Raw genomic sequence first — 23,418 nt, 5'->3', positions numbered from 1 at the left:
ATGAAATTTAGTGAATCTTGGTTACGTGAGTGGGTTAATCCTGCTATTTCATCGAGTGAGTTAGCTCATCAAATAACTATGGCCGGCTTAGAAGTTGACGCTGTAGAACCTGTTGCGGGTGAATTTACCGGTGTATTAATTGGTGAAGTTGTTGAATGTGGACCTCACCCTGACGCAGACAAATTACAAGTAACAAAAATAAACCTAGGTAGCGAGTTTAATGATGGCGAGTTAGTTGACATCGTTTGTGGCGCTAAAAACTGTCGTTTAGGCCTCAAGGTTGCTGTTGCAACGGTTGGCGCAGTTTTACCGGGCGACTTTAAAATTAAAAAAGCTAAATTGCGTGGCGTGCCTTCTCATGGCATGTTGTGTAGTGAGTCAGAAATTGGTTTGTCTGAAAGTGCTGACGGTATTATGGAGCTTGCACCCGATGCACCAATCGGTATGTGTGTTCGTGAATACTTAGACTTAAATGACGTTACCATCGATGTTGATTTAACGGCTAATCGCGGTGATTGTTTAGGCCTTAAAGGTTTAGCACGCGAAGTCGGGGTGTTAAATAGTGCTAATATTACTGAACCTGAAATTGTTGCTGTTGTTGCAACGATTGATGATGTGCGTGACATTACTTTATCTGCACCACAAGCTTGTCCGCGTTATTTAGGACGAGTGATTAAAAATATAGATGTAACCGCGAAAACACCGTTATGGATGGTAGAAAAATTACGCCGTTGTGGCACTCGCTCAATTGACCCTGTTGTCGATGTAACTAATTACGTGTTGCTTGAGCAAGGGCACCCGATGCACGCTTTTGATTTATCAAAAATCGATGGTGGTATTAATGTTCGTTTTGCTACGTCAGGTGAAAAACTTGTTTTACTTGACGGTAATGAAGTGACGCTTTCGAGCGAAACATTAGTGATTGCTGATGAAAGTAAAGCCTTAGCGATGGCTGGCATTTTTGGCGGAAAAGAATCGGGTGTTAAATCTGATGAAGAAGAAAAATCAACTGATATTTTCTTAGAAAGTGCTTTCTTTGCTCCCTTGGCTATTTTAGGTAAAGCCCGCCAATATGGTTTACATACTGATTCATCACATCGTTACGAACGTGGTATTGACCCTGAATTGCAGCGTAGTGCTATGGAACGTGCAACGACCTTATTATTAGCTATTGTCGGTGGCCAAGCAGGACCTATCGTTGAAGCATTAAGTGATGAACATTTACCAAAAGAAAAAACAGTAACCTTACGCCGCGAAAAACTTGATGGACGCATTGGTCATCATATTGAAGATGCTAAAGTGACTGAGATTTTAACGCGTTTAGGTTTCGAAATTGCCTTTGTAAATGATGTTTGGACCGTAGTGGTACCAGCATATCGTTTTGATATTAAAGTTGAAGTCGACTTAATTGAAGAAGTTGCGCGTATTTTTGGTTACAACAATATTCCAAATGTGTCGCCTAAAGCAACGTTGGCGATGCGCGAACAAAAAGAAAAGTTCATTCCGTTGAAACGTTTACGCAACGTTATGGTTAATCGTGGATATCAAGAAGCAATAACTTATAGTTTTGTTGACCCAAAAGTTCAAGCGCTTATTCACCCTGAACAAGCGGTGATGACTTTACCGCATCCAATTTCTTCTGAAATGTCGGTGATGCGTTTAAGTATGTGGACAGGCTTATTGCAATCGGTTATTTACAACCAGAACCGCCAGCAATCTCGCATCCGTTTATTTGAAACAGGTTTACGTTTTGTTCCAGATGAAGCCGCAGAAAACGGTGTTCGCCAAGAACAAATGTTTGCAGGTGTTGTGACCGGCCAGCGTAATGAAGAACATTGGGATATGGAAAAGTCTGCAAGTGATTTTTTTGATATTAAATCAGACGTAGAAGCCTTACTGGCTCTTACTGGCGATGCTTCGTTATATCAGTTTTCAAAAGATGAAATAGTCGCACTTCATCCTGGCCAAACCGCCGCAATCCATAAGAATGGTGTGCTGGTGGGACATGTTGGTACCTTACATCCTGAATTAGAAAGAAAATTAGGACTAAACGGTCGTACATTTATTTTTGAGCTATTATTGTCTGAAATTTCAACACAACAAATCCCTGAAGCTGGTGATATATCTCGCTTTCCTGCCAATAGACGTGACATAGCAGTGATCGTTGAAGAGCAAATTAATGCAAATAATGTCTTACAACTTATTGAAAAGGTTGGCGGAAATTATTTAGTTGATCTAAACTTGTTTGACGTATACCGAGGAAATGGTATTGAAGAAGGGTTTAAGAGCTTAGCGATAGCGATGACTTTACAGGATTGTGATAAAACCCTCGAAGAAAAAGACATTAATGAAGTCGTTGAACGTGTCGTAGACACATTAGAAACTGAGCTAAATGCATCACTGAGGAATTAGGTAATGGCGCTTACTAAAGCAGAAGTAGCAGAACATTTATTCGAGAAAGTTGGGCTGAGCAAACGCGACGCAAAAGATATGGTTGAGGTGTTTTTTGAAGAAATACGCGAAACGTTAGAAAGTGGCGAACAAGTTAAGCTTTCTGGTTTTGGTAACTTCGATCTTCGTGTTAAAAGCGAACGCCCAGGTCGTAACCCTAAAACGGGTGAAGATATTCCAATTTCTGCTCGTAAAGTTGTTACTTTCCGTCCTGGACAAAAATTAAAGAGTCGCGTTGAAAACGGTAACGGCTAATTAATAACGTATAAAGTTAGAGCATGCTTTTCTATGTATTCAATAATAGATGAGATGATGTTTATAGAAGGTTGCTACGGCAACCTTTTTTTATGCTTGCGAGAGAGCTGGGATAGATAAAATAGAGCCAAGCAAGGGTGGCAAGGGTAGTCTTTATTGATATCGTTTAGTTACGGTATCAATGTGTCTCTATGCGTGATCTAGAGTAGCGCTTAACTATCTTGCTTTAGTGTGAACTTTTTTGATGATTTAGTGACATCTTTTTACCTAGTAACTTAAGCAAAGAAACAATTATTTCCTTCGCTATTAAACCAACAATAGCGATGACCGCTCCAGTACTTAGTGCATTTATCTCAAGTGGGATAGTCAGTGAAAAATCAGTTAAGGTATCTTTAATAATGACTTTATCGCCATAAACAATAAAGTTATAAATCCGTTCAATATAAACGTCGCTAGTTATCACGCTAAGTTGTGACTGCAAATACTCAACCCGTATGACCAATTGGTTAATAATTTCGGCAGTATTGACTATTGACGGCTCAGAATTAGCTTGATACTTCGTTATCATCGCTGATAAATTACCTTGGTAGTGCAGATCTGCAATGTTTTGAAATTCTACTAGGTGCAGTTTTGCTTCAGATAAGTGTCCGGACAGGCGATGTTTATATTGAATGATAAATGCCGGTAATTGCACACCTACTATAAATGTTACAGTGAAGAAACAGCGGTCAATAATATTATTAATCACTCTAAACATAGCTAACTTATCGCTTAAATATATATTCACAAAAAATAACATTAGCATATATTTGTTTATATTTTAAAATTTTTATGGTTTAAAAATTGCATATTTATAAAATAGATTATGCATTTATATGAATGCAATAAAGAGTCAAATTTTTGATGGTGGTATCAATAGTGAAAATTAATATAGATAACAACGAACAAGAAAATTTAATATTGCAACACTCTCATTTGGGAAGAAATATAATGGTTAAAAATTTAAGTAAGCTGCGGAACACTTTTGCCGTTGGCGGTATCTTTATTGCTTCAAGTCTTTTTTCATACAGTGTTAATGCTTTAGAAGTAGCAGGTAACATTCACAAAGGTCAAGACGCTAACAGCCAAGGTTATAGTTTTTCTTTAGCAGACAGCTTTACTAAAGGTGGACATTTCTATTGGACTGCTTCTTATAATAACTTAGAAAAAGTAAAATATGATTTACCTTTCACCATAACCGACGAACGTTTTTTTAAAATTAATACCATTGATGGGCTTGTTAGTTATCGTCATAAGATACAAAGTTATAATGCTTTTTTCAAAAAATTAACGATTGAATATCAACTGGGCGCTTCACTAGCGCTCACTGAAAATAAACTTACCTATACCGACCCAAACAGTTCAGATACAGTGGAAATATACCCTTCGCAAGAAAATGATATAAACATGGTACTAGGCGTTGTTGCCCATTATAAGTTTAATAAAAATACTGCATTAAACCTAGGTGTTAAACATCAACCTAATTTTTCTGAATTTGGTGCTATAACATCTGTTTATGTTGGTCTAAGTTATCGTTTTGGACGAGGCTTAGATTATTAAGTTTGATAGAAAAAGTTGTCTAGCCTAGCATTTAAGGTCTTTGTTGATGATATTTGCTAAAGTTTAAAGAAGAAATTAATAATGATCGCCATTAAATAGGTGGTCTTGTTAATTTCAAGACGTAATAACTTACACCTGTAAGTTTAAAATATATTGCTATTGGTGGGGATGTTTATGCCATTAAGAATTCATTCAGTCGTTTTTCCTCTCGTATTAACACTTATGAGCAGTTTTCCTGTTTATGCGGTTGTACCACAATGCCCTCCGCCAACTCCTTTACTCGATGCTGATGGTGATGGTTACGACGATACTATGGTTATTGGCGGCGCTTATGATTTATTTCCAACTGACCCAACCGAGTGGTATGACACAGACTTAGACGGTATTGGTAATAATGCTGATCCTGATGATGACGGTGATGGTGTACCCGACGGTTTTGATTTTAACCGTGATGGTGACCCTGTACTGAACGCATACGATCCTTTTATCGAAAATTCTTTTGAATGGCTTGATACCGACGGTGATTGCTCTGGCAATACGGTTGATCTTGATGATGATGGTGATGGCGTTGTTGATGTTGTTGATATATATCCCCTTAATCCACTTGAATGGGACGATACCGACAGTGATACGATAGGCAACAATACCGATACTGATGATGATGGTGACGGTATCATTGACCGCTATGATGCTTTTCCGCTTGATGCCTCTGAACAACTTGATACCGATTCTGACGGTATAGGTAATAACACTGATACCGATGACGATGGCGATACTATTCTAGACGTTGATGATGCTTTTCCACTTGATAGCTCAGAGCAAAGAGATCTTGATAGTGACGGTATAGGTGATAATGCTGATAACGATAGTGATGGAGACAGTTACGCAAATGGTATTGATGTATGGCCCAATGATGCCTCAAGATGGTTTGATACCGATGGTGATGGTATCGATAATAATATTGATACCGATGATGACACACATGATGGTACGGGTGTTGGTGATGGTTTCCTTGATATAAATGATGATTTTCCGCTAAATGCGAGTGAATGGTTAGACACCGACAGTGACGGTGTTGGCGATAATGGTGATACAGATATTGATGGCGATGGCCATTTAAATGTAAACGATGCTTTTCCGCTTGATAACACTGAATTTATTGATACTGATGGTGACGGTACAGGCAATAATGCAGATACAGACGACGATGGTGATGGTGTCTTAGACAGCAGTGACCCTTTTCCGCTTAATGTTAATGAGTCAGTAGATACTGATTTTGATGGTATAGGTAATAACTCTGATGCCGACGATGATAATGATGGCGTTTTAGATGACATTAACGGCAATGGTATTATCGATGGTTTAGATGATGTCTTTCCATTAGACCCTAGTGAATATATTGATACTGACGGTGATGGAACAGGTAATGTTGCTGATACCGATGATGATGGCGACAATGTAGCTGATGGCGTCGATAGATTTCCATTAGATGCAAGTGAGTGGCTTGATACTGATGGAGACGGCGTTGGTAATAATACTGATACAGATGATGATAACGATGGAATATTAGATGTAAATGAAACACCGGCAAACTCACTGTTACCCTTAGCAACCACAGATACCGATGGTGATGGCGTTGCTGATAATACCGATCTTGATGATGACACGCACGATTTTACCGGTGTCGGTGATGGTATTCCTGATACGATAGATCTTTTTCCTTTCGATGCAACTGAATGGAATGATTTAGATGGCGATTTTATCGGCGATAATAGCGATCCAGATATTGATGGCGATGGTATTGCCAATGCGGTTGATCCCGGACCAACCGATCCTTTAGCAAGAACAGATACGGATGGCGATGGCCTAGCTAATGAAACTAATGATAATGATGACGACAATGATGGTGTTGTAGATAACATTGATTTATTTCCGTTAAATGCGGCTGAAAGCATAGATACTGACGGCGATGGTATTGGTAACAACGCTGATCCAGATGATGATGGTGACGGTTTTGCTGATAATGCTGATGCCTTTCCATTAGATGTGAGCGAATATTTAGATACCGACGGTGATGGCACAGGTAATAATGTTGATATCAACGATGATGGTGATAGTGAACCAGATGCTAACGACCCTTTTCCTTTAGATCCTAACGAGTGGCAAGATACCGACGGAGATCTTGTTGGTAACAATAGCGACAGTGACGATGACAACGATGGTTTAGTTGATAGCCTAGATGCTTTTCCATTAGATGTTAATGAAAGGCTTGATACCGATAATGACGGCATAGGGAATAATGCAGATACAGATGACGATAATGACAGTTATCTTGATAGTAATGATTTATATCCATTAGATGCAACTGAATGGCAAGACTCGGATGGAGATGGGCTAGGCGATAACGCTGATGCCGATGATGACAACGATAGTATTCTTGATACTGATGATGCTTTTCCGTTTGATCCAGGAGAAATATTTGACACTGATGGCGATGGTATTGGTGATGTACTTGATACTGACGACGATAATGATGGTGTGCTAGATAACGTTGATTTATTTCCCTTTGACCCGAATGAATCACGTGACAGTGATAATGACGGCATTGGAAATAATAGCGATAGTGACGATGATAATGACGGTGTGCTTGATATCGACGATGCTTTCCCACTCGATCCGATAGAAAGTGTTGATACCGATGGTGATGGTATTGGCAATGTTAACGATATCGATGATGATAACGACGGTGTCTTTGATTATCTCGACCAGTTACCGCTAAACCCGACAGAGTCACTAGATTTTGATGTTGATGGTTTAGGTAATAATGCCGATCCTGATGACGATAATGACGGCATGAGTGATGTCTTTGAGCTTCAATATGGTTTTAACCCATTTAACGATGCTGATGCACTAATTGATACAGATTCAGACGGCACGGCAAATGTTGATGAAGAGCGTAACAACACCAATCCATTAATTGACGATTATGCGCCAGTGATAACGGTCCCACAAGCAGTTCACCTTGATGCTGATCATACCTTTACTGCGCTAACACAAACACAATTGGTACAGTTAACCGACGTTTATGTTGAAGATGGTCGTGATGGCGCTAACTGTTGTGCATTAACACCGGTGGGTTTTGAGCGCGGACAAAAATATATTACCTCAGGGTTGTACAATATTATATGGCGAGCGGTTGATGAGGCTGGTAATGTTTCAACCACCCCACAAGTGCTTAATGTTTATCCGTTAGTGAACTTTAGTGCGACGCAAACAATAGGTGAGGGCGCTACGGCTCGGGTTGAAGTTGTCTTGTCAGGCAAAGCGCCGGCTTATCCCATTGAATTACCTTTTGCTATTTCTGGTAATGTAGATGCCCTTGATTATAAGATAACAGACAATAAAATTGTTATTACTGAGGGCACGTCAGGCTTTATTGATATCTTGATTAATAAAGACTTTCAAGCAGAAAGTGATGAACAGCTTGTGCTGAGTTTTGGCAATGAAATAAATGCCGGTGTCAATAATAGCCACACCATAGTTATTACTGAAAATAATATAGTACCGACAACACAATTGCGTATGACTCAGCAAAATATAGCGGTTTCTAGTATCAGTAAAGACCAAGGTGAAGTGACCATAGAGCTACAGATAAATGATGATAATCCAAATGATTCACACATTATTAATTGGTTACTGCCTGAGTATATCAATGCCGAAATAAGTGCCAGTCAATTAAAGGTTTATTTGCAACCTGACAACTTTGTTTTACCTGAAGAAATAAGAGGATTAATTACGGTAGAAGTCAGTGTTACTGATAATGGCAGTGGCGAATTGTCACAAACTCATCGCCTTAGTATTCCGGTTAATAGCATTTTAGCTCGACTCGACGGTAGTGATACGGACAGTGATGGTATCGCAGATAATATTGAAGGTTATGCTGATGACGATAACGATGGTGTTCCGGCATTCTTAGATAATAATGATATTGCTTATTTGCAGCCATTACATGTTAATGCCGGTAAAACTAAGTTAATGGAAACTGAGCCAGGCTTAAAGTTACGCTTAGGTAAATATGCGTTACAGCAGTTTTCAGATGGCGTGCAAATGACACAACAAGAGATGGATGCAACCGGTTTAGTCGCAACGGACACTTATGATCATCGTAGTGATTACTTTGACTTTGAAATTCATCAGGTGACTCCTTTTGGTGCCTCTGCAGCTGTGGTTATTCCGTTAAATGATGGTATTCCACAAAATGCGCTTTACCGGAAATTTAATCGTGACAGTGGTTGGCAAAACTTTGTTGAAAACAGCAAAAATACCTTAGCGTCTAGTCCAGCAGATAACGATGTATGTCCACCGCCACAGAGTGCTTTATACCAGACAGGTTTAACTGAAGGGCATCAATGTGTACGCTTATTGATTGAAGATGGCGGTGCAAACGATGCGGATGGTTTGGTTAACGGTATTATAGACGACCCAGGTGGTGTTGCCGTTGTGCCTAATGCTGAAGTTGCCAAGAAAACCGATCCTGAGCAATCAAGTAGTGGCAGTATTTACTGGTTATTATTACTGGTATTAGTGAGCTTACGATTGAAAAAGTTAAGTAAGTAAGTCATAACGCGACTTTGACAAACAAGTGAACATTTATGTTTGTTCGCCCGCTATTTTCCTATAAAATAGCGGGCAAATTTCCTCTTTCAATAATAAGTAGTTTTATGTTTGAACTTAAATACCATACGCCAAAAGAATGGGCGCAAGTTGCTCTTGCTGATTTCAATGCCTTTTTACTTGATCATGCAACGGCAGAAAAAAAAGCGTCAGGTATGGCGATGTCAATGATTTCTCATTATCCCGATAGAAAAAATATGGTTAAAGCTATGGCTGACTTAGCGATAGAAGAGCTCATTCATTTTAAACAAGTGTTAAAATTAATTAATGCGCGTGGCATTCAGCTCGGCGCTGACACCAAAGACCCTTATATTACCCAAATTCGTAAAGCCTTTCGTAATGGTGCAGAAGTGTTTTTTATGGACCGATTAATCGTTGCTGGTGTGATTGAGGCACGAGGATACGAACGTTTTTCGCTTATTGCCCAAGCATTGCCTGAAGGCAAAGACAAAGTCTTATATGACGCGATTGCAAAGTCAGAAGAAAAGCATAAAAATTTATTTATCGAACTCGCTTATGAATATTTTGATAAAGACGAAGTCAATATACGTTTAGAAGAAGTACTGACATTAGAAGCTGAGATTTGTGCAAAACTTCCCTTTAGAGCGGCTCTGCATTAATTATTTAACGATAAATGGTTAACGGGTAAGCTGATGTCAAAAGTGTTTAACCAATATTTTAGTCGCTATGCTGAAAGTGAAGTTGCGGTACTAACTCAATATGAATCAGGGTTACCTGATGAGTTTACTGTTGACCATGTTGTGGTTATTCCTGCTTATCAAGAAACAAGCGCTTTTATTGAGCGCTTTTTAGCTTCACCACTTTCAAAATCTCCAGTGCTTATGGTGCTGGTAATTAATGAACCTATTACCGAATCGATCGCCGAACCTATTACCGAACTTATCGCCGAGTCTGTTACTGAATCTTTACGCGAAGATAATTCAGTGGCTAATTATAACGAGATAAATCAACAAAAAGCACTTTATCAATATGCACTTTCTTGTGGTGATAACTGCTGGCAATACGATAACCTAACCCTAATTAAGGTAGCACAAAGTCAAACATGGCTGCTAGTGGTTGACCGTTTTACCCGTGCTATCGATAAAGAGCAAGGCGTAGGGCTGGCACGTAAAATAGGCACTGATCTCAGTGCTTATTTAATTTCAGTAAACCGGATCAGAAAAACTTGGATCTGTTCTAGTGATGCCGATGCATACTTACCCGATGATTATTTTAACGCTTTACATACACGTGATAAAAATACCGTAGTTTGCTGTTTTAACTTTAAGCATAGCAGTGAAGATAAAAGCATTCATCAGGCTAATTTTCTTTATGAAAGCGCTTTGCGCTATTATGTTGCGGGCTTACATTATGCCGATTCACCTTATGCCTTTTTTACTATTGGGAGTATTTTAGCGTTTAAAGCGGAAGTATATGTTCAGGCTCGTGGTTTTCCAAAGCGCAGTGCTGGAGAAGATTTTTATTTAATAAATAAATTAGCTAAGTTAGGTGCTGTTGAATTTATTGAAGAGGTAACAGTAAACCTTGATGCCAGAACGTCTCAACGTGTGCCGTTTGGTACTGGACCTGCAGTGCAAAAAATTCTTGATTTACAAGCAAGTCACCTCGATTATTGTTATTACCATCCTCAAGTATTTACATTGCTCAAAGCTGTATTGTCTGCTTTTGCAAATTTATGGCACTATCGTGGCGATTTAATCGCATGGTTAGAACCGTTATCTGAGCCAATAGTTACCGCATTAAATCAAATAGGTTTTGAAGCTTTTGTTGAAAAACAAATAAATAATAGTGAAAAGCAGTTTAATAAACAGCTAGTCGTTTGGTTTGATGCTTTTAAGACCCTGAAATTTATTCATAATATTCGTGAAAATCACTATCAAGATATCCCTTTAGCGCAGGCTTTATTAACCGCGCCATTTAGGCTTAAATAAAGAGCTGAAATTAATCAACCGTATATAGGTTACCCATTTCATTCGTTTATTTGAGTAGCGTATAAATGCTTCTAATAATATTGACAATAAAATAACGGCTTAGCGGCTTAATTACTTTACAATTCAAAGAAAAATAGGGTATGTTTAAGTTAATAATAATTAATAAAATTTTAGCTCTGATATATGTATAACACTTATATAGCAAGACAAGCGATACTTGATAGAAACCATGTCACGATTGGTTATGAGCTGCTCTTTAGAGATAGCGCAGATAACAAATTTCCTGACATTGATTCAGATGTTGCTAGCTCAAAATTAATTATTCAAAATCACCTACAAGGTGACATTCGCTCTATCAGTATGGGAAAACTTGCTTTTATTAATTTTACTGAAAAATGTCTGATTAATAAATATCCGCTGATGTTTGATAAAAAATCTATTGTTATCGAACTTGTTGGCCATAAAGTACCAACGGAACGCTTGTTTAAAATTGTTAAGTTTTATTTTGATAAAGGTTATAAAGTTGCGTTAACTGAATATGATCTTGATGCAAAGTGGGATGTTTTATTTCCATATATATCAATTATTAAAGTTGATACCGATAAAGTTAATCCGAAACGTCTACATAAAGTTATCGAGCGTTTAAAAGATCACAACATTAAACTTGCCGCAGAAAAAGTTGAAACTAACTTTCAATTACAAGCTTTAGCAGAAGTAGGATTTGATTACTATCAAGGGTACTTTTATCACGAACCTGAGATAGTCGAGGGGCAAACACTTGCGCCAATCAAAACACAAATGCTGCATTTGATCAGTGAAACATTTCATTCACCATTAGATTTTGACAACATTGCCACGATTATCAGTCATGATGTTAACTTAACTGTTGGCTTGTTAAAAATGGTTAATAACGTAGCAACATCAACTCGTATTGAAATTACTTCATTAAAACAAGCCGCGGCCTATTTAGGTGAAGATAAACTTAAACAGTTTGTGACTATCCTCGCTTTATCTAAATTGACCACCGACAAGACCGATGAAATCTCTAAGCAGGCGCTCATTACTGCAAAATTAATGACGGCATTAGCCAAAGAAGGTGCCTTTAAAGAGATCAGTGATTTTGCTTTTATTACCGGCTTATTAAGTGCTATTGAAATTATTTTGCGTATGCCGATTAACGAAATCGTTAAAACAATGCCACTCGCCATTCCAATTGAAAACGCGCTAGTTGACCACTCAGGTTTACTCGGCGAATTACTTGATTTTACGGTTAAGTACATCAGGGGTAATGGTGAGAATATAAAGCAATTAATTGAAATGTATTCACTTGACGAAACGTATATTCAGCAAGAGTTTGTTGCCGCTTGTCAATGGTGTAAAGAACTCGGTATTTAAGTTATTTCAGCTCAGCGATTTGATAGATACCTTAAAAGCTTATGCCTGTTGCTTAAGCTTTTTTTTAGGCAGTTACTGCGCTGTTAAGGCGAGAATATTTTCTTGGGCTGAAACTAAGCTTTCACTGACTTTTTCTTTATGTTGAACGGCAACATCCAGAGGAACTGTGAGTAATTGATTATTACGTTCGCCAATCATAACGTTACTCTTTCCTGCTATTAGCGCTTGTACTGCAGCAACCCCCATTTTTGTTGCTAAAATTCGGTCTTTAGCTACCGGTGAACCACCTCGTTGAATATAGCCAAGTATACATGCAGTACAGTCAATGTTTGCGGTCTGTTTTAATTGCTTAGCGAGCTGCACAGCGCCACCGGGCCATAAGTTCTCAGCAATAACTATAATATAACTGGCATGCCTATTGTGCTGTGCTTGTTTGATTTCTTTAGCTAAATGACTGAGTTTTTCTTGCTCGTCGGCTTGAGAAAAATTCTCAAAAGATAATATTTGCTCAGCTGCACTGGCGATACCGACATTAAAAGTGATGTGTCCACTTCGCCTGCCCATGACTTCAACAATAAAAATGCGCTCAAAAGCTTCTGCCGTGTCACGTATTTTATCTATCGCTTCAATACCTGTATTGACTGCAGTAGAAAAGCCTATGGTGAAATCTGTACCATCAATATCATTATCTATGGTCCCTGGAATACCTATAATAGCTCCTGACCAATATTTACTTAACGCCAGTAAGCCGTTAAAAGAGCCATCGCCGCCAATAACGATTAAGGCGTCTATTTGTTCTTTTCTAAGGGTTGCCGCGGCTGATTTTAAACCTTGCTCAGTGAGCATGGCAGGGCAGCGAGCACTTTTTAAAATAGTTCCTCCTCGGTGGATAATGCCATTAACACTTGCAGGTGTTAGCAATGTCGAACTCGTTTCAATTAAACCGTTATAACCAGAAAAAAAACCAATCGTGGGCAATGCATAGTGATGCGCAGCAAGTACGACCGCACGTATCGCCGCATTCATGCCGGGAGCATCGCCACCACTGGTTAATACCGCAATATTTTTTATCGTCATAATAGTTTTTAACCTTATCTAGTAAAATCTATTCTAAGGAAGTTTTTTGCATCCGTCATTATTTACCTTGATTATCTTTTGCACATAAAAAAAGGTAGCTATTGAGCTACCTTTTTGGATCTAAACTTTTTTGCTTGCCAGCTTAAGGTAACTGCTTGAAGCTTTACCTTAATGGGTCATAGCAATTGATTAGCTGAGATGTTTTTTTGTTACTGTTAACACTTTCATCGTATTCGTTGCGCCAACCGTTTCCATCATATCACCGTGGGTGAATATCACTATGTCGTCAACTTTTAAGTCTGCTTTAGTTAAGACTTTATTGAGTACCGCATTAGATAATTCTTCATCAGGAAAATGTGTAGAGTCAAATTCAACAGGATAAACACCACGATAAATAGCAGTTTTATTTAATGTTTTCTGATGACGAGATAAAGAATAAATAGGCAAACCTGAAGTAATACGCGACATGATTTTGCTGGTATGTCCAGATTCAGTCAATGATATAATAGCTTTAACACCCACTAGGTGATTAGCTGCATACATTGCTGACATTGCGATTGTTTCTGAAATCTCAGAAAAAGTGAGTTCATTACGGTGGTTTGAAATGTTTACTGAACGATGCTCTTCAGCGCCAATACATACTGATGCCATCGCTTTTACTGTTTCTACCGGGTATTTACCTGCGGCAGTTTCAGCACTGAGCATGACTGCATCAGTTCCATCAAGCACGGCATTTGCAACATCCATTACTTCAGCACGAGTCGGCATAGGGTTTTCAATCATGGTCTCCATCATTTGTGTTGCGGTAATAACAACACGGTTTAACTGACGACTACGAGCGATTATATGTTTTTGCTTACCGACTAAAGCAGCATCGCCAATTTCAACACCTAAATCACCACGAGCAACCATGACAACGTCAGAGGCTAGAATAATTTCATCAAGCACTTTATCATCATTTACTGCTTCTGCACGTTCAATTTTAGATACTAAGCGTGCATCACAACCAGCTTCTTGCGCTAATAAACGTGCTTCACGCATATCTGCAGCATCACGAGGAAAAGATACCGCTAAGAAGTCGACATTAATTTTTGCGGCTAATTTAATATCTTCTTTATCTTTAGCTGTTAATGCTGGTGCTGTTAAGCCACCGCCTTGACGATTAATACCTTTATTGTTTGATAAAGGTCCACCCACCGTTACTTCGGTGAAAACTGATTGCCCTTGTGTACTTAAAACTTTTAATTGCACACGACCATCGTCAAGTAAAAGAATATCGCCAGGGACGACATCTTGTGGTAATTTTTTGTAATCGATACCCACTTTCTCTTGGCAGCCTTCACCTTTTGGCAATTCTGCGTCAAGTTCAAATTTATCACCAATGGCTAATTTAATTGGACCATTTTTAAAAGTAGATACGCGTATTTTAGGGCCTTGTAAATCACCTAAGATACCAACATATATACCCAATTCTTTAGCTATTTCGCGAACATTGTTGGCACGGTCAATATGATCTTGTGGAATACCATGAGAGAAGTTTAAACGAACCACATTTACACCAGCGGCTAATACTTCTTTTAATACGGCTCTGTCGTCAGTGGCTGGCCCTAAGGTCGCTACAATTTTAGTTCTTCTAGGCATCTTAATCCTTATTATAATATTGTTTGATTTTGACGATAAACAAATCAGTGTTAGTCGCCATCGATAATGCTGTTTAGTCTTTGCGCTCGAAACGAGAGCTACGTAAACTGTCTTTAACTTTCTTTAAGTTTTCTCTAAATTTTGTACCACGTCTCAGGGTAAAGCCTGTTGCTAATACATCAATCAATGCAAGTTGAGCGATACGTGATGACATAGGCATATATAAATCGGTGTCTTCAGCAACATCAACAGATAAAACGATATTACATTCTTTTGCCAGAGGACTACCCGCCGTTGTTATTCCGATAACAATGGCATCATTTTCTTTTGCTAAACTGGCGACTTCAACCAATGACTTGGTTCGCCCCGTATGAGAAATTACAACAACAACATCACCTTGGCGACTATTTATAGCACTCATACGTTGCATTAATATGTCATCGAAATAAACTACTGGCACATTAAAGCGAAAGAATTTATTTAAAGCATCATGAGCAACAACTGCGGAAGCGCCCAAGCCAAAAAATGATATTTTGTTCGCTTGTGTTAACACATCAACAGATCGGTTGATCACATTTGCATCTAAACTTTTACGGGCTAATTCAAGATTAGCCATGGTTGATTCAAAAATTTTATCTGTATATTCATCAGCCGTATCGTTTTCATCAACATGCCTATTAACATAAGGGGTACCGTTGGCTAAACTTTGGGCTAAATGAAGTTTAAAATCGGGATAACCTTTAGTATCTAAACGACGACAAAACCTATTAACAGTAGGCTCACTGATATTTGCTTGTTTAGCTAAGGCAGCGATACTGGCATGAATAACGGTACCCGGAGAAGACAATATTACCTCTGCCACCTTACGTTCAGATTTACTGAAAGTATCTAATTCGTCGGCGATCTTTTCTAATATATTCATGTCGGTCAATCCTACTTTTTACAATAATTGTAATTAATTTTCTGTCTAAATGACGAGAATAATGAAAATTTATTTCATAATTACAGCTAATATAAAACATATTGGCAATTTTTAGCAAACCTTTAATTAATGTTTCATACGAATAACCACTAACCAACAATGAACTTTGAGTAAAATTGCCGCGTAAAGCTTTTATTTATTCATAATACCTAAAATGTAATTTAATTACAAAAAGTTCTTTACTGATGCCAATATACCCGTTAAATTATGGATAAATGTAGTTTAGTTACAATATGTGCTAGGTTTATTGATGAGGTAATTTTAGTTATTATCAGTGTTCAATAAAGAAAGCCAAAAAAAGAGATATTGTTTATGAAAAGTTCTGATCTTCAGTCTGCCAGTGAAATTGTTATTTTTGGTGCACTTGGTGACTTGTCTCGTCGCAAATTATTACCCGCTTTATATCAATTAGACCAAGCTGGCTTATTAAATGTAGAAAGTCGAATTTTAGGTGTCGCCAGACAAGACCATTCGGTAGAAGAATTTACGGCTTTTGTTATTGAGAATCTTACTGAGTTTGTCAAAGAAGGCTTAAACGAAGAAGTACTTGCTCGTTTTATTAGCCGTATGGTTTATCAACAGTTAGATTTTAAAGACACTGTCTCTTATAGTAACTTAGCTGCAACGTTAAAAGGTGGCCATGATACACGTGTTTATTATTTTTCAACGCCTCCTGCTATTTATGGTGATATTACCGACGGTTTAAAGTCAGCTAAACTTATTACTGACGCTGACCGTGTTGTGATGGAAAAACCGATTGGCAACTGCCTTGCATCATCAAAAGTTATTAACGATCAAGTTTCTCGTTATTTCAATGAAAACCAAATTTATCGTATCGATCACTATCTAGGAAAAGAAACCGTACTGAATCTATTAGTACTGCGTTTTGCCAATTCACTTTTTACCAATAACTGGGACCGTAATAGTATTGACCATGTACAGATAACGGTTGCTGAAAGTGTAGGAATTGAAGGGAGATGGGGTTTTTATGACGACGCAGGGCAAATGCGCGACATGATACAAAACCATTTATTACAAATTTTATCACTCTTAGCGATGGAGCCTCCTGCTGATTTAAGTGCAGAAAGTATTCGTGTTGAAAAGTTAAAGGCAGTTAAAGCTCTCGCGCCCATTAATCGCTTGAATGTGAAAGAAAAAACAGTTCGCGGTCAGTACGCCGATGGTTACTTAAATGGTTTACCAGTGCCGGGTTACTTAAATGAAGAAGATGCCAATCAAAAAAGTGATACTGAAACTTTTGTTGCTATAAAAGCGGAAATTGATAATTGGCGTTGGGCTGGCGTGCCTTTTTACCTTCGTACGGGTAAAAGAATGCCTGCTAAGCACAGTGAGATAGTGGTGCAATTTAAACCTCAAGCGCATAATATCTTTAAAGATAGCCATGCTGATCTACCGGCAAATAAATTAACGATTCGTTTACAGCCTGACGAAGGCGTTGAATTACAGATGATGAATAAAATTCCAGGTATTGCTTCACAAATGCATATCCAAGAAAATAAGCTTGATTTGAGTTTTTCAGAAACTTATGAAAATCAGCGTGTTGTCGATGCATACGAACGATTGATGCTAGAAGTTATCAACGGTAATCAATCGTTATTTGTTAGTCGTGATGAAGTCGAAGCTGCTTGGACTTGGGCTGATAGTATTATCGAAGCCTGGAAAACAAGTAATGAAGCACCTAAAGCTTATCCTGCTGGAACTTGGGGACCCGTTGCCTCTCTTTCTATGATCGCTCGTGATGATCGCCAGTGGGTTGAATAAATAAATTTTAGAGATAACGTGAATTTCAGGAAATAACTATGTACCAATTAAACGATTTCGCTCAGCGAACAGATTTAGATAATGCCTTAGCCAATAATGTCGCTGAACTTTTATCAAACGCTTTGAGTCAGAAAGGTAAAGCAAGCTTGGCTGTTTCTGGCGGGTCTACACCCAAAGGTTTTTTTACGGCTTTATCGACTAAAGATATTGATTGGCAAAACGTAACCGTCACGTTAGCGGACGAACGTTGGGTTGAGTTTGAGTCTGAGGCAAGTAATACCCGTTTGGTACATGAAAACCTGTTAAAAAATAAAGCAGCCGCTGCACAATTTTTTCACCTTAAAAAAGAGGGTGAATGTGATCAATCAACCCTAGTGCAATTAAATACTGATGCTAAAAGCCAGTTATTGCCCTTAGATGTGCTTATTCTTGGCATGGGTGAAGACGGTCATACGGCTTCTTTATTCCCTTGTAGCGAGCAAATATCATCAGCACTTGCGCTTGATAATTCAGATGCCCTAATGAAGGTTGTCCCCAAAACAGCTCCTAACGACCGTATAACTTTTACTTATGCTCATTTAGCGCAGAGTAAAAATATTATTTTGCATGTTTGTGGTGCCGGGAAAAAGGTCGTTTTAGAAAAAGCACTTTCAAGTAACAATCAAACAGAAATGCCAATAAGGGCATTTTTACAAAACCCAGATATCAATACACAAGTGTATTGGGCGGAGTAACATATGACTATTAAAATGAATGAAAAAATCGTCGCTATTACCAATGAAATTATTGAGCGTAGTAAAGGCAGTAGGGCTAAATATTTAGCTAAGATAGAAGCTGAAAGCTCGCAAACAGTACATCGTGCCGGTTTGTCGTGTGGTAACTTAGCTCATGGTTTTGCTGCTTGTGGTAAAGAAGACAAGGCCTCATTACGTGGCATACATCACTCAGACATCGCTATTGTTTCAGCTTATAATGATATGTTATCTGCTCATCAGCCCTATGAAACTTATCCTGCGATTATTAAAGCAGCAGTGAGAGATGCGGGTGGTGTTGCACAATTTGCAGCCGGTGTACCTGCTATGTGTGACGGTGTTACTCAAGGCCAACCGGGTATGGATTTAAGCCTAATGAGCCGAGATGTTATTGCAATGTCTGCAGCGGTTGGCTTATCGCATAATATGTTTGATGGCGCATTAATGATGGGCATCTGTGATAAAATCGTACCGGGCTTGTTGATTGCCAGTATGACTTTTGGCCATTTACCCACGGTATTTATTCCTGCGGGCCCTATGCCTTCAGGTTTACCAAACAAAGAAAAAGCACGTGTTCGCCAGCAATATGCTAAAGGTGAAGCTAACGAAGAAGAGCTTCTTGAAGCTGAATCTGCCTCTTATCACTCTGCGGGTACTTGTACTTTCTTTGGCACAGCCAACTCAAATCAATTGGTTGTTGAGGTCATGGGACTTCATTTACCTGGCGCTTCATTTATCGCACCGAATACGCAGCTTCGTGAAGAATTAACAAAAGCAGCGGCACGTCAAGCAACTCGTTTAACGCAACAGTCGGGCAACTATATGCCGATTGGCAGAATGGTTGATGAGCGTTCAATTGTTAATGCAATTGTTGCCTTACTTGCTACGGGCGGTTCAACGAACTTAACCATGCATATTATTGCGTTTGCAAAAGCAGCGGGTATTATCATTAACTTCCAAGACTTTAATGATTTGTCTGAAGCGGTGCCACTATTAACACGTATCTACCCGAACGGCGAAGCAGATATAAATCAATTTCAAGAAGCCGGTGGTATGGCACTACTCTTTAGAGAATTGATTGAAGGCGGTTTAGTTTTTGAAGATGTTGAAACTATCTGTGGCCGCGGTTTAACGCGCTACACTAAAAAACCTGTACTCGAAAGCGGTGAACTTAAGTGGGTTGACTGTGTTGAAAAATCTCTCGACGATAGTATTATTGCAACCGTTGCAAGCCCGTTCAAAGCTACTGGCGGTTTACGCGTTCTTAAGGGTAACCTAGGTGTCTCTGTCATTAAAACATCTTCATTGCGTGAAGGTAGTTTTGTTATTAAAGCACCTGCCGTCGTTTTTGAAGATCAACATGAATTACAAGCGGCATTTGATGCGGGTGAATTAGAAAAAGATTTTGTTGCTGTTGTTAGATTTCAGGGACCTAAAGCGCGCGGTATGCCTGAATTACATAAACTAACACCACCACTTGGCGTTCTTCAAGACAAAGGTTTTAAGGTCGCTATGGTAACTGATGGCCGTATGTCTGGCGCCTCAGGTAAAGTACCTGCTGCTATTCATTTATGCCCAGAAGCCCTAGATGGCGGTTTGATCGCGAAAGTGAAAACCGGTGATATGATTTTAGTTGACGGCGAAACTGGAGAATTAACCTTATTGGTTGACGAAGCAGAGCTTGCCCAACGTGACAACGCTATTTTTCAAGTCAATGGTCATCATCAAGGCATGGGCCGAGAGCTTTTTGGTTTTATGCGTCGTAATTTAAGTACCGCTGAAACCGGTGCTTGTTCATTATTTGATGAAACTGATATTGATGGTAAAGCTTCGTGAGTGAGTCAATACTTAACTTAGTCGCTGACATTGGCGGTACTAATATCAGGTTTGGCCTCGTTAATGACGATGGTCAAACCTCAGATATTAAAACTTATCAGTGCGACCAATATGATAGCTTAGCCGATGTTATTAGCGTTTATTTAGCGTTACATAACGCTGCGGGTAAAACAATCAATGCGTGTTTAGCCATTGCTTGTCCGGTTGAAACAGATCAAATTACCATGACTAACTTGCCATGGACATTTTCTCAATCGTCCTTGAAAAAAGCATTGAATATTAGTCAGTTATTTTTAATAAATGACTATACCGCAATAGCTCATGCAGTACCTTTGCTAACACAAGCACAGAAAGTGCAAATTGGAGAAGGGGTCGCAATTGCTGACAAACCTATTTCTATTTGTGGCCCTGGTACCGGACTAGGTGTTGCTAATTTAGTACCGACCATAGACGGTTGGTGTTGTTTAGGGGGAGAAGGAGGCCATGTCGACTTTGCTCCTGTTGATGCTGATGAAATTAAAATATTAAGTTATTTACTTGAAACTAAACAACATAGAATATCCTATGAGCAATTACTTTGTGGCAGAGGCTTAGAGCAAATTTATCAAGCCTTTTTGTCAATTGATAACTTGCCCAAGAGTAATTTATCAGCTGAACAAATCTCCGCTAAAGCGATAGATGGCTCATGTCCAATATGTGAAAAAGCCTTACATCAATTTTGTAATACTTTAGGCAGCTTTGCCGGTAACTTAGCCTTAACGTTAGGTTGTTTTGGTGGTGTATATATTGCCGGTGGCATTGTGCCTCGTTTTATAGATTTCATCAAAAACAGCAATTTTAGGCAGCGTTTTGATACAAAAGGCCGACTATCTAGTTTTATTAATAATATTCCGACGTATGTGATCACCGAAAATCAACCCGGTTTGATAGGGGCGTCTGCCTATATTCGTCAACAATTATCTTCAATGAAAGGACACATCTAAATCATGACCATAACAAATAATTGGCAGTTATCGCCAAAAGAAATTTTCGCTATGGGGCCTATTGTGCCTGTTCTTGTTATTAAAGATGTTGAAGATGCCTTACCTATTGCTAAAGCCTTACTCGCTGCAGGCATAAAAGTCTTAGAAGTAACTTTGCGCACACCAGCGGCACTTGATGTGATTAAAATTATCGCGCAAGAGTTACCTGAAGCTTGTGTTGGCGCAGGTACAGTAACAAATCGTGAAATGCTACAACGCTGTCAAGAAGCAGGGGCTAAGTTTGCAATAAGTCCTGGCTTAACAAAAGATTTATTAAAAGCGGGTAATGAAGGTAATATTGCTCTAATACCAGGAATTTCATCAATTTCAGAAATGATGGACGGAATTGACTTTGGTTATGATCATTTGAAGTTTTTCCCCGCAGAAGCTTCTGGTGGTGTTAAAGCGATTCAATCTATGGGCGGACCATTCCCTGACATTCGCTTTTGTCCAACAGGTGGTATCAATTTAAGTAATGTTAAGGACTATTTAGCCTTATCAAACGTTGCTTGTTGTGGTGGCTCTTGGTTGGTTACCGACGAAATAATTAAAAATAAAGATTGGGCTAAAATTACTGAATTAGCTAAACAAGCACTTGCTCATGTAAAATAACGCGTAAAGTGAATACCAAAAAGGCTGAAGCGCTATTGATAGTGCTCCAGCCTTTTTTATATATACGACTTCTTGTCCGCCTGACATCAATCCTCATATATCCTTTTATAAGCAAGTAAAGGCAGTCGATAGCTAAATAACATCTTTATAGGGATGCTACAGGTGAGAGCCGTAAATCCACTAGTCAAGGTTGTTCAAGTAAGGGGCTTTGACTAACATTTATCTCAATAAAAAAGCCAAATAAAGATATTTGGCTTTTTTGATATAACTTTTATTCTAAAGATGATTAATTTTTATAAGCGCTGACGTAAGCCACTAAATCAAGTACCTTGTTTGAATAACCAATTTCATTGTCGTACCAAGAAACGATTTTTACAAACTTATCGGTTAGTGCTATACCCGCACCCGCATCAAAGACTGACGTACACGTTTCGCCAATGAAATCATTAGAAACTACTTGATCTTCGGTATAGCCTAATATGCCTTGCAAATCACCATGAGCTGCTGATTTCATCGCATCGCAAATTTCTTGATAGGTTGCGCTACTTTTTAAATTAACAGTCAGATCTACAACAGATACATTTGGTGTTGGTACACGAAAGGCCATACCAGTGAGTTTGCCATTTAATTCAGGGATAACTTTACCAACCGCTTTTGCAGCACCCGTAGATGAAGGGATTATATTTTGTCCTGCACCACGGCCACCACGCCAATCTTTAGCTGAAGGGCTATCAACAGTTTTTTGTGTTGCTGTAGTTGCATGAACCGTCGTCATTAAACCACTTTCAATTCCCCAATTATCATTAAGAACCTTAGCAATAGGTGCTAGGCAATTAGTAGTACATGAGGCGTTTGATACAATATCTTCGCCTTTATACTCATTGAGGTTTACACCACAGACAAACATTGGGGTGTCATCTTTTGAAGGGGCAGAAAGTACAACTTTTTTAGCTCCGGCGATCAAATGCTTTCGTGCTGTCTCATCAGTTAGAAATAAACCGGTTGATTCAACAACAACATCAACATCTATTTCATCCCATTTAAGTTCTTCGGGGTTACGGATAGCGCTAACGCGAATAACTTTATCATTAACAATCAACTGACCATCTTTAACTTCTACCGTACCGTTAAAACGACCATGTGTTGAGTCATACTTAAGCATGTAAGCCATGTAGTCAATGTCGATTAAATCATTAATACCGACAATTTCAATGTCGCTTCTCTGCGCAGCAGCTCTAAATACAAAACGACCGATACGGCCAAAACCATTGATGCCAACTTTAATAGTCATGTTAAAATTCCAAATGAAAATAATGTAGTAAAATTACATCATTTTGAGATTTATACAAGCGATACTTGTCGTATTTGGCCTTTTATTGATAAAAAAG

At 38.7% G+C, this 23,418-nt stretch carries 17 protein-coding genes; 12 read left to right on the top strand and 5 right to left on the bottom strand.

From position 1 onward, the window contains the following. Complete coding sequence (pheT, locus tag H4J69_RS07805) at window positions 1-2,412, top strand: phenylalanine--tRNA ligase subunit beta (protein WP_182244477.1); 2,412 nt, start codon at window positions 1-3, stop codon at window positions 2,410-2,412. Between the two features lie 3 nt (window positions 2,413-2,415). Continuing rightward, complete coding sequence (locus H4J69_RS07800; protein ID WP_070373739.1) at window positions 2,416-2,706, top strand: integration host factor subunit alpha; 291 nt, start codon at window positions 2,416-2,418, stop codon at window positions 2,704-2,706. Between the two features lie 226 nt (window positions 2,707-2,932). Here the strand turns inward: H4J69_RS07800 and H4J69_RS07795 are convergent, their stop codons facing one another. Then, complete coding sequence (locus tag H4J69_RS07795; RefSeq protein ID WP_182221999.1) at window positions 2,933-3,493, bottom strand: DUF2937 family protein; 561 nt, start codon at window positions 3,491-3,493, stop codon at window positions 2,933-2,935. Window positions 3,494-3,624: 131 nt separating this feature from the next. On the opposite strand from H4J69_RS07795, the gene H4J69_RS07790 reads away from it, so the two are divergent. The 5 genes from H4J69_RS07790 (at window position 3,625) to H4J69_RS07770 (ending at window position 12,326) form a co-directional block, all read left to right on the top strand. Then, window positions 3,625-4,305: a hypothetical protein gene (locus H4J69_RS07790; protein ID WP_182244476.1), complete on the top strand. Its 681-nt coding sequence runs from the start codon at window positions 3,625-3,627 to the stop codon at window positions 4,303-4,305. 174 nt (window positions 4,306-4,479) lie between these two features. Further along, window positions 4,480-8,922, top strand: a complete 4,443-nt coding sequence (locus H4J69_RS20090) for a thrombospondin type 3 repeat-containing protein (protein ID WP_182244475.1) — start codon at window positions 4,480-4,482, stop codon at window positions 8,920-8,922. Window positions 8,923-9,026: 104 nt separating this feature from the next. Further along, complete coding sequence (locus H4J69_RS07780; RefSeq protein WP_070376952.1) at window positions 9,027-9,599, top strand: tRNA-(ms[2]io[6]A)-hydroxylase; 573 nt, start codon at window positions 9,027-9,029, stop codon at window positions 9,597-9,599. A gap of 33 nt (window positions 9,600-9,632) precedes the next feature. Beyond that, the gene (locus tag H4J69_RS07775; protein ID WP_182244474.1) at window positions 9,633-10,931 is read left to right on the top strand and encodes a hypothetical protein; all 1,299 of its coding nucleotides are present in this window, start codon (window positions 9,633-9,635) and stop codon (window positions 10,929-10,931) included. A 183-nt stretch (window positions 10,932-11,114) separates the two neighbouring features. Then, window positions 11,115-12,326, top strand: coding sequence for an EAL and HDOD domain-containing protein (locus tag H4J69_RS07770; protein WP_182222003.1), 1,212 nt, complete (start codon window positions 11,115-11,117; stop codon window positions 12,324-12,326). Window positions 12,327-12,398: 72 nt separating this feature from the next. On the opposite strand, the gene H4J69_RS07765 is transcribed toward H4J69_RS07770, so the two are convergent. The 3 genes from H4J69_RS07765 to H4J69_RS07755 form a co-directional block, all read right to left on the bottom strand. Next, complete coding sequence (locus H4J69_RS07765; RefSeq protein WP_182243430.1) at window positions 12,399-13,403, bottom strand: ATP-dependent 6-phosphofructokinase; 1,005 nt, start codon at window positions 13,401-13,403, stop codon at window positions 12,399-12,401. 189 nt (window positions 13,404-13,592) lie between these two features. Continuing rightward, window positions 13,593-15,044: a pyruvate kinase gene (pyk, locus tag H4J69_RS07760; RefSeq protein ID WP_070373732.1), complete on the bottom strand. Its 1,452-nt coding sequence runs from the start codon at window positions 15,042-15,044 to the stop codon at window positions 13,593-13,595. Between the two features lie 73 nt (window positions 15,045-15,117). Continuing rightward, window positions 15,118-15,966, bottom strand: coding sequence for a MurR/RpiR family transcriptional regulator (locus H4J69_RS07755; protein ID WP_070373731.1), 849 nt, complete (start codon window positions 15,964-15,966; stop codon window positions 15,118-15,120). A gap of 372 nt (window positions 15,967-16,338) precedes the next feature. Between H4J69_RS07755 and zwf the strand changes: the two genes are divergently transcribed. Genes zwf through H4J69_RS07730 form a run of 5 tightly spaced genes read left to right on the top strand, consistent with a single transcriptional unit; the run spans window position 16,339 to window position 22,030 of the window. After that, complete coding sequence (gene zwf, locus H4J69_RS07750) at window positions 16,339-17,808, top strand: glucose-6-phosphate dehydrogenase (RefSeq protein ID WP_182217616.1); 1,470 nt, start codon at window positions 16,339-16,341, stop codon at window positions 17,806-17,808. A 38-nt stretch (window positions 17,809-17,846) separates the two neighbouring features. Then, complete coding sequence (gene pgl, locus H4J69_RS07745) at window positions 17,847-18,542, top strand: 6-phosphogluconolactonase (protein ID WP_182222005.1); 696 nt, start codon at window positions 17,847-17,849, stop codon at window positions 18,540-18,542. A gap of 15 nt (window positions 18,543-18,557) precedes the next feature. After that, a complete protein-coding gene (gene edd, locus H4J69_RS07740; RefSeq protein WP_070376951.1) occupies window positions 18,558-20,396 on the top strand; it encodes a phosphogluconate dehydratase in 1,839 nt (612 codons plus the stop codon). After that, complete coding sequence (locus H4J69_RS07735) at window positions 20,393-21,379, top strand: glucokinase (RefSeq protein WP_182222006.1); 987 nt, start codon at window positions 20,393-20,395, stop codon at window positions 21,377-21,379. The genes edd and H4J69_RS07735 overlap by 4 nt, the downstream gene beginning before the upstream one ends. Window positions 21,380-21,382: 3 nt before the next feature. Continuing rightward, entirely contained in the window at window positions 21,383-22,030 is a 648-nt protein-coding gene (locus tag H4J69_RS07730) for a bifunctional 4-hydroxy-2-oxoglutarate aldolase/2-dehydro-3-deoxy-phosphogluconate aldolase (protein WP_182217619.1), read from the top strand. A 286-nt stretch (window positions 22,031-22,316) separates the two neighbouring features. Here H4J69_RS07730 and gap read toward each other — a convergent pair whose 3' ends face one another. Further along, window positions 22,317-23,321, bottom strand: coding sequence for a type I glyceraldehyde-3-phosphate dehydrogenase (gap, locus tag H4J69_RS07725; protein ID WP_070373727.1), 1,005 nt, complete (start codon window positions 23,319-23,321; stop codon window positions 22,317-22,319). Window positions 23,322-23,418 lie beyond the last annotated feature (97 nt).

Source organism: Colwellia sp. BRX10-9 (assembly GCF_014077405.1).
GTDB lineage: Bacteria > Pseudomonadota > Gammaproteobacteria > Enterobacterales > Alteromonadaceae > Colwellia_A.
The sequence above is the reverse complement of the archived record's forward strand: the minus strand, read 5'-3'. Positions and strand labels throughout refer to the sequence as shown.

Coding starts and splice junctions, on each gene's coding strand:
- pheT (WP_182244477.1), top strand. CDS start 1: ATGAAATTTAGTGAATCTTGGTTACGTGAGTGGGTTAATCCTGCTATT.
- H4J69_RS07800 (WP_070373739.1), top strand. CDS start 2,416: ATGGCGCTTACTAAAGCAGAAGTAGCAGAACATTTATTCGAGAAAGTT.
- H4J69_RS20090 (WP_182244475.1), top strand. CDS start 4,480: ATGCCATTAAGAATTCATTCAGTCGTTTTTCCTCTCGTATTAACACTT.
- H4J69_RS07780 (WP_070376952.1), top strand. CDS start 9,027: ATGTTTGAACTTAAATACCATACGCCAAAAGAATGGGCGCAAGTTGCT.
- H4J69_RS07775 (WP_182244474.1), top strand. CDS start 9,633: ATGTCAAAAGTGTTTAACCAATATTTTAGTCGCTATGCTGAAAGTGAA.
- H4J69_RS07770 (WP_182222003.1), top strand. CDS start 11,115: ATGTATAACACTTATATAGCAAGACAAGCGATACTTGATAGAAACCAT.
- H4J69_RS07765 (WP_182243430.1), bottom strand. CDS start 13,403: ATGACGATAAAAAATATTGCGGTATTAACCAGTGGTGGCGATGCTCCC.
- pyk (WP_070373732.1), bottom strand. CDS start 15,044: ATGCCTAGAAGAACTAAAATTGTAGCGACCTTAGGGCCAGCCACTGAC.
- H4J69_RS07755 (WP_070373731.1), bottom strand. CDS start 15,966: ATGAATATATTAGAAAAGATCGCCGACGAATTAGATACTTTCAGTAAA.
- zwf (WP_182217616.1), top strand. CDS start 16,339: ATGAAAAGTTCTGATCTTCAGTCTGCCAGTGAAATTGTTATTTTTGGT.
- pgl (WP_182222005.1), top strand. CDS start 17,847: ATGTACCAATTAAACGATTTCGCTCAGCGAACAGATTTAGATAATGCC.
- edd (WP_070376951.1), top strand. CDS start 18,558: ATGAATGAAAAAATCGTCGCTATTACCAATGAAATTATTGAGCGTAGT.
- H4J69_RS07730 (WP_182217619.1), top strand. CDS start 21,383: ATGACCATAACAAATAATTGGCAGTTATCGCCAAAAGAAATTTTCGCT.
- gap (WP_070373727.1), bottom strand. CDS start 23,321: ATGACTATTAAAGTTGGCATCAATGGTTTTGGCCGTATCGGTCGTTTT.